The organism is Nocardiopsis sp. SBT366 (genome assembly GCF_001083815.1).
GTDB lineage: Bacteria > Actinomycetota > Actinomycetes > Streptosporangiales > Streptosporangiaceae > Nocardiopsis > Nocardiopsis prasina.
Genome location: NZ_LAVM01000119.1, coordinates 1 through 12622 on the forward strand (window position 1 = coordinate 1; position 12622 = coordinate 12622).

11 protein-coding genes are annotated in these 12622 nt (G+C 72.0%); 4 read left to right on the plus strand and 7 right to left on the minus strand.

Annotated elements, in window-relative coordinates; translation table 11 throughout:
• The first annotated feature begins 46 nt into the window (after window positions 1-46).
• The 3 genes from zwf (at window position 47) to ADX84_RS23805 (ending at window position 4058) form a co-directional block, all read left to right on the plus strand.
• Window positions 47-1522 (plus strand): glucose-6-phosphate dehydrogenase, encoded by a 1476-nt coding sequence (zwf, locus tag ADX84_RS23795; protein WP_049579407.1) that lies wholly within the window; start codon window positions 47-49, stop codon window positions 1520-1522.
• Window positions 1519-3354, plus strand: a complete 1836-nt coding sequence (edd, locus tag ADX84_RS23800) for a phosphogluconate dehydratase (RefSeq protein WP_049579409.1) — start codon at window positions 1519-1521, stop codon at window positions 3352-3354. Before zwf ends, edd begins: the two co-directional genes overlap by 4 nt.
• A 65-nt stretch (window positions 3355-3419) precedes the next feature.
• Window positions 3420-4058 (plus strand): bifunctional 4-hydroxy-2-oxoglutarate aldolase/2-dehydro-3-deoxy-phosphogluconate aldolase, encoded by a 639-nt coding sequence (locus ADX84_RS23805; protein WP_049579412.1) that lies wholly within the window; start codon window positions 3420-3422, stop codon window positions 4056-4058.
• Between the two features lie 31 nt (window positions 4059-4089).
• On the opposite strand, the gene ADX84_RS23810 is transcribed toward ADX84_RS23805, so the two are convergent.
• The 5 genes from ADX84_RS23810 to ADX84_RS23830 form a co-directional block, all read right to left on the minus strand.
• Complete coding sequence (locus tag ADX84_RS23810; RefSeq protein ID WP_049579413.1) at window positions 4090-4866, minus strand: TetR/AcrR family transcriptional regulator; 777 nt, start codon at window positions 4864-4866, stop codon at window positions 4090-4092.
• A 243-nt stretch (window positions 4867-5109) separates the two neighbouring features.
• On the minus strand, window positions 5110-6126 hold the full coding sequence (locus tag ADX84_RS23815; protein ID WP_049579415.1) for a zeta toxin family protein: 1017 nt from the start codon (window positions 6124-6126) through the stop codon (window positions 5110-5112).
• Window positions 6123-6413, minus strand: coding sequence for a hypothetical protein (locus ADX84_RS23820; RefSeq protein WP_049579418.1), 291 nt, complete (start codon window positions 6411-6413; stop codon window positions 6123-6125). The genes ADX84_RS23815 and ADX84_RS23820 overlap by 4 nt, the downstream gene beginning before the upstream one ends.
• A gap of 490 nt (window positions 6414-6903) precedes the next feature.
• Window positions 6904-7728, minus strand: coding sequence for an NAD(P)H-binding protein (locus tag ADX84_RS23825; RefSeq protein ID WP_049579420.1), 825 nt, complete (start codon window positions 7726-7728; stop codon window positions 6904-6906).
• Between the two features lie 44 nt (window positions 7729-7772).
• On the minus strand, window positions 7773-8339 hold the full coding sequence (locus ADX84_RS23830; RefSeq protein WP_255352589.1) for a DNA-3-methyladenine glycosylase I: 567 nt from the start codon (window positions 8337-8339) through the stop codon (window positions 7773-7775).
• A gap of 126 nt (window positions 8340-8465) precedes the next feature.
• On the opposite strand from ADX84_RS23830, the gene ADX84_RS23835 reads away from it, so the two are divergent.
• Window positions 8466-9050, plus strand: a complete 585-nt coding sequence (locus ADX84_RS23835; RefSeq protein ID WP_234004189.1) for a GNAT family N-acetyltransferase — start codon at window positions 8466-8468, stop codon at window positions 9048-9050.
• A 105-nt stretch (window positions 9051-9155) separates the two neighbouring features.
• Here the strand turns inward: ADX84_RS23835 and ADX84_RS23840 are convergent, their stop codons facing one another.
• Window positions 9156-10901 (minus strand): ABC transporter ATP-binding protein, encoded by a 1746-nt coding sequence (locus ADX84_RS23840; protein WP_049579425.1) that lies wholly within the window; start codon window positions 10899-10901, stop codon window positions 9156-9158.
• The coding region (locus ADX84_RS23845; protein WP_234004190.1) for an ABC transporter ATP-binding protein at window positions 10898-12622 on the minus strand (1725 nt) is incomplete at its 5' end. The genes ADX84_RS23845 and ADX84_RS23840, both read right to left, overlap by 4 nt.

Genomic DNA, 12622 nt, shown 5'->3' on the forward strand with positions numbered 1-12622 from the left:
CCGTCTCACCCCTCGCACGTCCTCCCCTCTCGCAGGAGCCAACCGAATGCCGCAGCAGCCCGTGCCCCGCCCCACCGACCTGGTGGTCTTCGGCGGAACCGGTGACCTGTCCATGCGTAAACTGCTCCCCTCCCTCTACCTCCTGGACCGTGACGGCCACCTTGGCGGGGACACCCGGGTCGTGGCGGTCTCCCAGGACGGCCTCACCGACGCCGACCTGCGCGACAAGGCCTCCTCCGCAGTCGGGAGCCACAGTGCCGTCCAGGTGGTCGAACCCGAGGTCCTGCGCCGTTTCCTCGGCCGTCTCTCCCACGTGACCGTCGACGTCGGCGGCGACCCCTCCGGATGGACCCACCTCGCCGCCGCCCTCACCCCCGGCCGCGACCGCGTCTTCTACCTCGCCGTGCCGCCGATGATCTCCGGGGCCATCTGCCAGGGGCTCCAGGACGCGGGCCTGGTCACCCCCGAGTCCCGTGTCGTCATGGAGAAGCCGCTCGGCCGCGACCTCGACTCCGCCAAGGCCGTCAACGACGCCGTGGGCGCGGTCTTCGAGGAGTCCCGCACCTACCGGATCGACCACTACCTGGGGAAGGAGACCGTGCAGAACCTGCTCGTGCTGCGGTTCGCCAACGTCTTCCTCGAACCCCTGTGGAACTCCCGGTGGATCGACCACGTGCAGATCACCGCCACCGAGACCGTGGGCGTGGGCGGACGGCGCGGCTACTACGACTCCTCCGGCGCCATGCGCGACATGGTGCAGAACCACCTGCTCCAGCTGCTCTGCCTCACCGCCATGGAGCCCCCGGCCAGCTACGACCGCGACGCCGTCCGGGACGAGAAGCTCAAGGTCCTCCAGTCCCTGAGACCCCTCTCCGGGAACCGGGTCGCCGAACACACCGTGCGCGGCCAGTACACGAGGGGGACGGTCCAGGGCGAGGAGGTCCTCGGCTACCTGGACGAGGCGGGCGGACCGGCGACCAGCGACACCGAGACCTTCGTGGCCCTGCGCGCGGAGGTCGCCAACTGGCGGTGGGCAGGAGTCCCCTTCTACCTGCGCACCGGCAAGCGCCTGGGGCACGCCCGCTCCGAGATCGTCATCCGCTTCCGCGACGTCCCGCACACCATCTTCCCCGGGGCCGCGGCCTCCGGAGCTGGCAGCCTCGTCATCCGCCTCCAGCCCGACGAGGGCATACACCTGACCATGCTGGCCAAGACGCCCGGCGCCGGTGCGCTGCGTCTGCGGCCGGTCCCGCTGGAGCTCAGCTTCGCCGACACCTTCGCCACCCGCTCTCCCGAGGCCTACGAGCGGCTGCTGATGGACGTGTTGGCCGGGGACTCCACCCTCTTCATGCGCCGCGACGAGGTCGAGGCCGCGTGGCGGTGGGTGGACCCCGTCATCGAGGCCTGGCAGGGCCTCGACACCCCACCCGAGACCTACCCCGCCGGAAGCTCCGGCCCCGCAGGAGCGCAGCGGCTCATCGGCCGTTCCGGCAGCACGTGGCACGAAGAGGAGCAGGCATGACCGCGCACACCCCCGGCACCACCCCCGTCGTCCACCCGGTGATCGCGGAGGTCACCCGGCGCCTGACCGAGCGCAGCGACGCGACCCGCTCCGCCTACCTGACCCGTGTCCGTGAAGCGGTCGGCCAGGGCCCGTCCCGCACCTCCCTGGGCTGCGCCAACCTCGCGCACGGTTTCGCCGCCTGCGGGGTCGGAGACAAGCTCTCGCTGGCTGGTGACGTCACCCCCAACCTGGCGATCGTCTCCGCGTACAACGACATGCTCTCCGCCCACCAGCCCCTGGAGACCTACCCCGCCGTCATCAAGAAGGCGGTCGCGGAGGCGGGCGGGGTCGCCCAGTTCGCGGGCGGGGTGCCCGCCATGTGCGACGGCATCACCCAGGGGCGGGCGGGCATGGAACTGTCCCTGTTCAGCCGCGACGTGATCGCGATGTCGGCGGCCGTGGCGCTGTCCCACGACATGTTCGACGGCGCTCTCATGCTCGGCGTGTGCGACAAGATCGTGCCCGGCCTGCTCATCGGCGCCCTGTCCTTCGGTCACCTGCCGGTGGCCTTCGTGCCCGCCGGTCCCATGCACTCCGGCCTGCCCAACAAGGAGAAGGCGCGGGTCCGCCAGAAGTTCGCCGAGGGCAGGGTCGGCCGCACGGAGCTGCTCCAGGCCGAGTCCGCCGCCTACCACTCGCCCGGCACCTGCACCTTCTACGGCACCGCCAACTCCAACCAGATGCTCATGGAGGTCATGGGCCTGCACCTGCCCGGGGCCAGCTTCGAGCAGCCCGGCACCCCGCTGCGCGAGGCCCTGACCTCCGAGGCCGGCCGCCGCGTGCTCGGGCTGACCTCCCTCACCGAACACCACACCCCGGTCGGCGAGCAGATCGACGAGAAGGCCATCGTGAACGCCGTGGTCGCGCTGCTGGCCACCGGCGGCTCCAGCAACCACACGCTGCACCTGGTCGCCATCGCCCGTGCCGCCGGGATCCAGCTCACCTGGGACGACTTCGCCGACCTGTCCGAGGCCGTGCCGCTGCTCACCCGCATGTACCCCAACGGCGCCGCCGACGTGAACCGGTTCCACGAGGTGGGCGGCATGGCCTTCCTCATCGGCACCCTGCTGGACGCCGGGCTCCTGCACGAGGACGTCCGGACCATCGCCGGTCCGGGCCTGAACCGCTACCGCCAGGTCCCCGAGCTGACCGAGAGTGGCCAGCTGACCTGGGTGGACGGCCCCACGGAGAGCGCGGACACGACGGTGCTGCGCCCGGCCACCGACCCCTTCGCCCCCGACGGCGGACTGCGCATGCTGGAGGGCAACCTCGGCCGCGCCGTGATCAAGGTGTCCGCCGTGGCGCCCGAGCGGCACGTCGTCGAGGCCCCCGCCCGGGTCTTCGGGGACCAGGCCGAACTCCAGACGGCCTTCGCCGCCGGAGAGCTGACCGGGGACTTCGTCGCCGTGGTCCGGTTCCAGGGCCCGCGCGCCAACGGCATGCCGGAGCTGCACAAGCTCACCCCGCCGCTGGCCGTGCTCCAGGACCGGGGCCAGAAGGTCGCCCTGGTCACCGACGGGCGCATGTCCGGCGCGTCCGGCAAGGTGCCCGCCGCCATCCACGTCTCACCCGAGGCGGAGGCGGGCGGCCCGCTGGCCAGGGTCCGGGACGGCGACCGCATCCGGCTGGACGCGGTCCGGGGCACACTGGAGGTCCTGGCCGACCTCGACGGGCGCGAGGACGCCCGGCCCACGGTGGACTCCTCCGCCGGGACCGGACGCGAACTCTTCGCCGCCCTGCGCGGGGCGGTCGGCCCGGCCGAGACCGGCGCCGGGGTCTTCGGCCACTGAGCGCGGGCGGGCCGCCCGGCCCGCCGTCCGCGACGCACGTACCCACTGACCACTTGGAGACAGCCATGACGACGATCCCCCGCTCAGGTGCGGACGTGCTCGACCTCGCACCGGTGATGCCCGTGGTGGTGGTCGAGGACGCCGAACACGCCGTCCCGCTGGCACGAGCCCTGGTGGCGGGCGGTCTGCCCGGCATCGAGGTGACCCTGCGGACCCCGGCGGCCCTGGACGCCATCGAGCGGATCGCCCAGGAGGTGCCGGAGGCCGTGGTGGGCGCCGGGACCATCGTCAACGGCGAGCAGGCCCGATCCGCCGCCAAGGCGGGGGCGCGTTTCCTCGTCAGCCCCGGGTGCACGCCGTCGCTGGCCCGGGCGATGGCCGACACCGGGCTGCCCGCCCTGCCGGGGGTGGCGACGGTGTCGGAGGCGATGGCGCTGCTGGAGCTCGGGCTGACCGAGCTCAAGTTCTTCCCGGCCGAGGCCTCGGGTGGGGCGGCGTTCCTGAAGTCGCTCACCGGCCCGCTGCCGCAGGTCCGGTTCTGCCCCACCGGCGGAATCACCGCGCGCAGCGCCCAGAGCTACCTCGCGCTGCCCAACGTGGGCTGTGTGGGAGGCAGCTGGCTCACCCCCGCCGCGCTGGTCGGCGAGGGCCGTTGGGACGAGGTCACCGAGCTCGCGCGCGAGGCCGCGGCGCTGGAGCGCTGAACCGGGCCGGGTTCGGTCGGCCCGATCGGATTCAGGGCTGGTCGGCGCCTGAGGAGCGGGCGTCGACCAGGACCTGCACCCCGTCCAGGACCCGCTCCAGCCCGAAGGCGAACTCGTGGTCGGGTTCGTAGAGCGCCTGGTGGGTGGTGCCGACCGCCACGCCCACCCGCGCGGCCGTCGGGTACCTGGAGTCGTCGATCAGCGCGGACAGCAGGGGGTCGGCGGTCCGCCACCACTGCTGGTCGTCCATCCCCGAGTCCCGGGCGATCCACTCGGAGTTGACGGTCTGCCGGGCGGTGCTTTCCACGTAGCCGTTGACCAGGCTGACGGTGGAGTCCATCTCGACCTCGCTCAACCCCAGCCCGTCCACGGCGGAGAGCTCGTGGTCGTACTTGGCGATGAGGTTGGGACCGAGGAGACGCGTGGTGACGGTCTGGAGCATCCACGGGTGGCGGATGTAGAGGTCGCGGTTGGCGTGCGCGATCCGGTGCAGACGCTCCCGCCAGGTGCCGGACCGCTCCGTGGTGTCCAGATCGGCGTAGGCGGCGTCCACCATGAGGTCGATGAGCTCGCCCTTGCCGGGCACGTAGGTGTACAGGGACATCGTGCCGACGTCCAGGGTCTCGGCGACCCGGCGCATGGACAGCGCGGTGATCCCCTCGGAGTCCGCCAGTTCGGTGGCCGCGACCACGATCCGGTCGATGCTCAGCCCCGGTTTGCCCCTGCGGCGGCTCGCGGGTTCCTGTGTGCGCCACAACAGGGCCAGGCTGCGCGCGGGATCGCCACTCTTGCTGTTCTGCGGGGACATCGGTCCGTCCTGGTACTTGGTCCGTAGGGCGTACGGGCCAGTGTACGTCCGCGAGTGCCCCCCGCTTCCACGGCGACGGGGCGTATGCGGGGGGCTGGCCGGGTGGCAAAGAGCTCGTGCGCGGCGGCCACTGTGGACCACATCGGGTGCCAGTCGGCGACCAGGCCCCGGGGGGCCGAAGCGGCTCTGGCTCGGGTGCCCTGGACGTCGGTCATCCTGTGGGGCCGCCCAGCCGCACTGCTTCTAGCGTTCGATCTCGGGGTCCTTGCGTGGCGGTGAGGGCGAACCCTTGCGCGCGGATGCCAGCGCTCGTAGATCCATCGGCTTACCGGCCGACGGGCCACCCCGGCTGGCACGCCGGACGGCTTCGGCCGCCTTGGCGGTGGCGATCCTCGGTTGGGCCCGTTGATCCAGGTCGGCCATCCTGGACTGCCAGTCCGGTCCGAGTTTGGCCTGCACCTCAGGGCTCTGCGGAGCCTTCATGCGCTCCTGAGTCTGCTGGAAGCCGGTCACCGTCTCAGGTGTCCAAGGGCGTTCCTCTCGCTCGTGGCGCAGGGTCTGGGCCAGCGACACTCCCTTCGACCGGCTGTCGGCGGTGTCGTAGCAGGGTGTGTTCTCCCCGCGTCGCCACATGCGCGCGCGCTGGACCAGGTTGGGTCTGGCTTCGATGATCTGCGCCAGTCCCTGGGTTCCCTGGTAGGAACGGTCAGCGGCGGCCTGAACGGTCAGACGGCCGGCCCCGCGGTCCCGGACCTGCTCGAAGTAGCGGGCGTTGATGCCCTGGTCGCTGAGGGTCTTGTCCACCGCCATGAGTTCGGCGGTGACGTTGTACCCCTTCTGTTTGTAGCTCTCCATCATCCGGGCGCTGTGCTCGGGGTCCTGTGCGGTCTCCTGGACGATGACGTTGAGGTTGCGCTCGCGAGCGTATTCGGAAGCCAGGCGCATCCACTCGCGTCCGTCGGCGCGGGTGGCGGCCGTCATGAGCTTGTCGTCGCGCTGCATCAGCGCGTCGTAGTCGTCGTGGTAGGGCTTGTACAGGTCACTGTCGAGGTCGACGTAGCCGCCCTGCTCAAGCAGGGGCCGTTCGACCTCCTTCTGCAGTCGGCTCTTGCCCGAGCCAGGTTGAGAGATCAGGAAGAGCGCGGTGGGGCGTTCCTGGGAGGCCTTGCCTTCGAGGAGGTCGGGCACGATCTCCTGCTGGAAGATGTGCTTGTTGCGTTCCGGGGAGAGCCGGTAATCCTCCGCGTCGAAGCCGTTCACTGCATTCTTTCCCGCACGGTTCGCGTCAGTTCGCTGTAGTACGCGCGGGTGCGGGCGACCTGATCGGCGTCTGCCGGGTCGAGGGCCTGACGGTGCTTGATGCAGGCGCGCCGGTCGGCACGGGCTTGCTGGATGAGTTCGTGATCAGGGTTCGTCTTGGCCTGCTCGCGGGTGATGAGGGCGTTGTAGGCCCCCATGGCGCCATGGATGGCCTCCAGAGCGGCCTCGTAGAACACGGCCTCCTGGCCACTCCAGGTGCGCATCGGGGGAGTGTGGTCACTGGTCATGTACTTCTCCTCTCCGTATTCGTTGGAAAGCCCGGTCCGATTATCTCCCGCATCCGCCAGTAGGTGTGGGGGCCGGTGCGGGTTCGGGCCCCGGGTCAGGCTTTGAGGAGGTCAGGCGAGGAGGTGTGGACGATTTCGTGGTCCCGTTCGGGCCCAGAGGCGTGAACACGTCGTGGCACACCACGTCAGGGCCGATGTTCGATCTCTCCCAGGACACCGCACGATCCCCCCCGATCCGCCGCCACGCCACGTAGGGGTGGAGAGTGATCAAGTCCAGCACCCTGGCCGCAGTCGGCCACGTGCGGCGGCCCCTTTTCCGGTGAAACTCGACGATCACCGCCCCGCCAACGACCGCCTCCAGCCCCGGAGCGGGGACGATCTCGCGTAGGGAGATCCCGTGACCACCATCCAGGTGCCAGGAGTGAGAGGGCGGTTCGACGGGGAAGGGGGTGCCTGGGCGGGCATCGGACCCGGTCGGGTGGCCCGGGCGCTACCCGGTGAACTCCGCCGCGTGCTCGGCGGCCCACTGGGCCAGGGTGCGCCCCGGGCGACTGGTGACGCGCTGGACGGTGTCCTGGACCTGCCCGCCGATCTCCGGGGGGTTGCTGGCCAGCTCCAGCGCGAAGGCCACGTACTCCTCGTCGTGCCCTTGGGTGCGCAGGCGCTGGGCGGTCTCCTCCAGGGAGAGCAGGACCACGGTGACCTCCCGGCCGATCGCCGTGGACAGTCGCGTGGCCTGCTCGGTCGGGGTCAGCGACTCCGGGCCGCTGATCAGGTACGCCCGCCCGCCGTGGCCGTCCTCGGTGAGCGCGCTGACCGCTACCGAGGCGATGTCGGCCTCGTGCACCATGGCGCTCGGCTGGTCGCGGGACACCCGCATCAGGCCCTCGGCGTGGATCTCCTCGGCGTGCGCGAGGAGGTTGGCCATGAACTCGACCGGGTTGAGGAAGGTCCAGGCGAGCGCGCTCGCACGCAGGGCCTCCTGGACGCCGCCCTCGTAGAAGTCGGACAGCACCGTCACCCGGCGCACGCCCGCGGCCTCGGCCAGTTCGACCAGTCGCGGTCCGGTCTCCAGCGGCGCGTAGTCGTCCCCGCCGAAGGTGATGAGGTGCAGGCCCTCGACGCCACTGAGGTGCGGCACGAGGGATTCGGGGTCGGTGAGGTCGCCCCGGACCGCCTCGGCTCCCTGGGGCAGTGCTCCTCGGGCGCGTTCGGGGTCGCGGGTGAGGGCCCGCACGGGGTGCCCGGCGGCGACGAGTTGCCGGACGATCTCGCGGCCGACGGTGCCGGTGGCCCCGGCGATGAGAAAGGTCAAGACACATCCTTCCGTAGTGCGTACAGTACATCGTACGGCGAGGATCAGACGGGCTTGGCCGGGCAGCCCTCAAGGTGGTCGTCCACCACGCCGGTGGCCTGGAGGTAGGAGTACACGATGGTGCTGCCCACGAAGTTGAAGCCGCGCTTCTTCAGGTCCCGGCTGAGCCGGTCGGACAGGTCGGTGGTCACCGGTACCTCCTCCGGGGCGGTCCAGTGGTTGACCACCGGTTCGCCCTCGGCCCACCCCCACAGATAGGTGTCGAAGGTGCCGAACTCGCCGCGCACCCGCTGGAAGGCCTGGGCGTTGCGCACCGCGGAGCCGACCTTGAGGCGGTTGCGGACGATGCCCGGGTCGGAGAGGAGCCGATCCGTTTCGGCCTGTCCGTAGGCGGCGATCCGCTCGAAGTCGAAGCCGTCCATGGCGCGCCGGTAGTTCTCCCGCTTGTTCAGCACCGTCGACCAGGAGAGACCGGCCTGGGCTCCCTCCAGGACGAGCATCTCGAACAGGTACCCGTCGGCGTGCGAGGGGCGCCCCCACTCGTGGTCGTGGTACTCGGTCATGAGCTCGGACGTGTTCCGGGCCCAGGCGCAGCGGTGGGTGTCGGTCACGGGTGCTCCTCGGTGCGGTGGTCGGGTGGCCTCCATCGTCCCGGAGACCGGTGACGGTTGGTGGGAGTCGGGTGCCTGGTGGGAAACACGTTGATCGAGTGGATCGGTGGGGAAAGGATGGGAGGGATGACAGGCACAGACACGCCTCGGGACACGCCGAGCGCACCACGAGCCCGTCCCGGCGCACCCAGGGTGCGGCTGGTGGCGATGTCCGAACCCGTGCTCGCCGCCCTGGCGGAGGGGGACACGGACACAGCCAGTGCCCTCATGGGCGTCGAACTCGGTGAGCACTTCGCCACCGAGGAGATGCGCTGGTTGTGCCGTTACCGTCTCGGGCAGATCCAGGCGGTGCCCGGCCGGGCCAGCTGGCTGACCAGTGTGGTCGTGGACGCCGACCACTGCTGGGCGGTGGGGCACGCCGGTTTCCACGGGCCGCCGGACGAACGCCGGATGGTGGAGATCGGGTACTCCGTGGTGCCGGAGATGCGGCGCCGGGGCTACGCGCGGGCCTGCGTGGTCGAGCTGCTCCGCCGGGCCGACGCAGAGCCGGAGGTCGCCGTGGTGCGGGCGTCGATCCGGCCGGACAACTCCGCCTCGCTGGCGACCATCGCGGGGTTCGGCTTCGAGCACGTGGGCGAGCAGTGGGACGATATCGACGGTCTGGAGTTCATCCACGAGCGCCCGTCGCCGCGCCCGGAGGCGGGGGCCTGAGGGTCGGCCCCCCGCAGCCCGTCCCGAGACCCCGCAGCCGCCCGAGGGACACGGATCAGGTGCACCCCGGACCGCCGACCTCGTCCGGTCCGGCACGGCACCGGTTCAGTCGGTGCCGTGCCAGGAACTCCACAGCGCCGCGTACGCCCCGCCCGCCGCGATGAGTTCGTCGTGCGTACCCAGCTCGGTGACGCGCCCGTCCGCGACCACGGCCACCCGGTCGGCGTCGTGCGCGGTGTGCAGGCGGTGCGCGATCGCGATCACCGTCCGGCCCTCCAGCACCGCGGCCAGGGACCGCTCCGTGTGCCGCGCCGTCCTCGGGTCCAGCAGCGAGGTGGCCTCGTCCAGCACCACCGTGTGCGGGTCCAGCAGCACCACGCGGGCCAGCGCCACCTGCTGCGCCCGGGCCGGGGACAGGGCCTCGCCGCCCGAACCCACCCGGGTGTCCAGTCCGTCCGCGAGCCCCCGCGCCCAGTCGGCGTCCACCGCGTCCAGCGCGCGCGAAAGAGCCGTGTCGTCGACGTCGACGCCCTCGGGAGCCGCGATGGCCAGGTTCTCCCGCAGGGTGCCGGTGAAAACGTGGTGCTCCTGGTTGACCAGGACGATCCGCTCGCGCAGCACCTCTGGGGCCAGCTCGGCGACGGGAACCCCGCCCAACAGCACGCGCCCCGCTCCCGGCGCGTCCGCCCCGGACAGCAGACGGCCGATCGTGGTCTTGCCCGCGCCGGAGGGGCCCACCACGGCGAGCCGTTCCCCGGGGCGCACACTGAGGTCGATCCCGCGCAGCACGTCGTGGCCGGGCACGTAGGAGTAGCGGACCCCGGACAGCTCGATCCGGTCGTCCGCCGGGACCCGGCCGGAGCCTGCGGACTCCTCCGGCAGCCGCTGCACGCCCCGCAGGCGCGCGAACGACGCACCGGCGCGCTGGAGCTCCTCCAACCTCTGGGTGACGCCGATCGTCGGGTCCACCATCTGCTGCACGTACAGCAGGCAGGTCACCAGGACACCGAGGCTGATCCCGCCGTTCAGGTACATCGCCCCGCCGACCATCAGGGTGACGGAGACGGGCAGCACGAAGACCGCCTCGGCGACAGGGAACAACACCGACCGCAGCCGCAGGCTGCCCCGGCGGGCCCGGTACAGGACACCGACGTCCCGGTCGGTCACCCCTCGACGGTCCTCCTGGACGCGCAGGGCCTCCACGGTGCGGCCGCCCTCGGCGGTGGCGGTGGCGCCCTCCAACGCGGTGGACAGGGCCGCGCCCTCCGCCAGGTAGGTCTCGCGCGAACGCCTCAGGTACCAGCGCGCGGCGGGCCACACCAGGGGGAATCCCAGCAGGGCGCACAGGCCCAGCAGCGGGTGCAGCCAGGTGATCGCGACCACCAGGACCAGGACCTGGAGCACGCCCATGCTGATCTCCGGCAGCGCCCCGCGAAGGCTGGTGCCCACGTTGCCCACGTCGGCGGAGACACGGGTGGTGAGGTCGCCGGTGCCCGAACGCTCCACCACCCGGGGCGGCAGGGACAGCACCCGGCCCACGAAGTCCTCCCGCAGCCGCCGCAGGACGTGCTCCCCGAACCGGTAGACGGCGCGGCGCGCGTACCGGGTGAGCAGGAGCTGCACGAAGGCGGCCGCGAGCACACCGGCGGCCAACCGGTCCACCGTCCCCAGGGTGGCCGTGCCCGCCTCCACCAGGTTGACGATCCGGCCCAGGAGATAGGGGCCGACCAGCCCGGCACCGGTGGCCAGGCAGGTCAGCAGGATCACCCGGACCACGCGTGCGCGTTCGGAGCGCAGCAGCCGGACGGTGTCGCGGCGGACCTCCGCGCGGTCGGCGACGGGCAGGCTCATTCCGGGTCCCCTTCGTTCTCGGAGGCGCCACGGAACACCAGCGCCCGGTAGTCGGGCCGGTCGGCGAGCAGCTCGCCGTGGGTGCCGACCGCGGCGACCCGCCCGTCCACGAGCTGCACCACCCGGTCCGCCCGGTCCAGCAGGAGCGGCGAGGTCCCGGCGACCACGGTGGTGCGCCCGGTGCGGGCCTCGTGCAGCCGCTCGGCGATGGTGGACTCGGTGTGCGCGTCCACGGCCGAGGTGGGTTCGACCAGCACCAGCACCTCGGGGTCGGCCAGGAGCGCCCGGGCCAACCGGACCCGCTGGCGCTGACCGCCGGAGAGGTTGCGGCCCTGCGGTTCGACGGCGGAGTCCAGCCCGTCCGGCATCGAGGTGAGCACGTCGTCGGCGCCCGCCACGTGCAGGGCGGCCCTGATCCCGGTGTCGGGGTGTCCGCCGTGCGGGTCCATGACCTCGCGCAGCGACCCGGCGAACAGGTACGACTCGTTGTCGGAGACCAGCACGCGTCGGCGCACCTCCCCGATCCCCACGTCGCGCAGCGGCACCCCGCCCCACAGGGTCTCGGAGGCCGTGTAGCGCCCGAGCCGGTCCACCACGGCGGCGGCCCCGGAGTCGGCGGAGACGAGAGCGGTGGTCAGGCCAGGCGGGACACGCACCCCGGAGTCGGGTTCGACCAGTTCGGCCCCCTCCTCCGGGCCGGGGAGGTCCCGGCCGCTGCCGGTGGGCGGGGGGTCGAGGGTGAGCAGGTCGAGCGTCCGGCGCACGGAGACGAGGCCCTCGATCATGGCACTGGCCCCCTCGATGATGAAGAACACCGGGAGGATGAGGACGGCCACATAGGCGTAGACGGCGACGGTCTCACCCACGGTGATCTGCCCGTTCACCGCCAGACGCGCGGCCACCCAGGTGACCGCCCCGAGGAAGACCACGGGCAGGCAGGCGCTCACCGCCTGGAACCAGCTGGTGGTCTCGCTGACCCGGTAGCCCTGGTGGAGCAGGTCCCTGGACCGGTCCTCGTAGCGGCGGGCGAAGTGCGCCCTGCCTCCGACGCCGCACAGGACCCGCAGACCGGAGACGATGTCGGCGGCGAGCGCGGTGGTGCGCCCCTGGTGTTCGCGGTAGACGCTCTGGTGGCCGTGCAGCCGCCCCATCAGCGGGCCGATGACGGCGGCCAGCACCGGGACACCGAGCACGACGATCGCGGCGAGGGGCGGCGAGATGGTGAACAGCAGGACGGAGACGCCCGCGTAGGCGACGACCGCGCCCACCCCGGGGCCGGTCATGGTGAGGATCTGGGCGATGCGCAGGACGTCCGAGGCCTGCACCGTGGACAGCTCGCCCGAGGAGACGCGGCGGGACAGAGAGGCGCCCAGCACCGTGGAGTGCCGGGTGATCACGCGCATGGTCCGGTGCGCGGCGTCCGCCCGGACCAGGGACATCGTCCGGTGCCGCAGGATCGACACGGTCGCGGTCGCCACCGCCACCACGGCGGTGATCCCGGCCCACTGGACCAGGGCGCGGGGATCCTCGGCACGCAGACCGTCGTCGATGGCGCGGGCGAGCAGGTAGGGCGGGAACACCAGCCCGACCATCCACAGGGTGCCGTAGAAGGAGCCGCGCAGCACCCGCCACGGCTGGGAGGTGATCAGCCACCACACGTAGCGCAGGGGGCCGCGCAGGTCGGGTGTTCCGGTGGGGGGAAGGGCCGAGCGGGGGAGCGG

Coding starts and splice junctions, on each gene's coding strand:
- zwf (WP_049579407.1), top strand. CDS start 47: ATGCCGCAGCAGCCCGTGCCCCGCCCCACCGACCTGGTGGTCTTCGGC.
- edd (WP_049579409.1), top strand. CDS start 1,519: ATGACCGCGCACACCCCCGGCACCACCCCCGTCGTCCACCCGGTGATC.
- ADX84_RS23805 (WP_049579412.1), top strand. CDS start 3,420: ATGACGACGATCCCCCGCTCAGGTGCGGACGTGCTCGACCTCGCACCG.
- ADX84_RS23810 (WP_049579413.1), bottom strand. CDS start 4,866: ATGTCCCCGCAGAACAGCAAGAGTGGCGATCCCGCGCGCAGCCTGGCC.
- ADX84_RS23820 (WP_049579418.1), bottom strand. CDS start 6,413: ATGACCAGTGACCACACTCCCCCGATGCGCACCTGGAGTGGCCAGGAG.
- ADX84_RS23835 (WP_234004189.1), top strand. CDS start 8,466: ATGACAGGCACAGACACGCCTCGGGACACGCCGAGCGCACCACGAGCC.
- ADX84_RS23840 (WP_049579425.1), bottom strand. CDS start 10,901: ATGAGCCTGCCCGTCGCCGACCGCGCGGAGGTCCGCCGCGACACCGTC.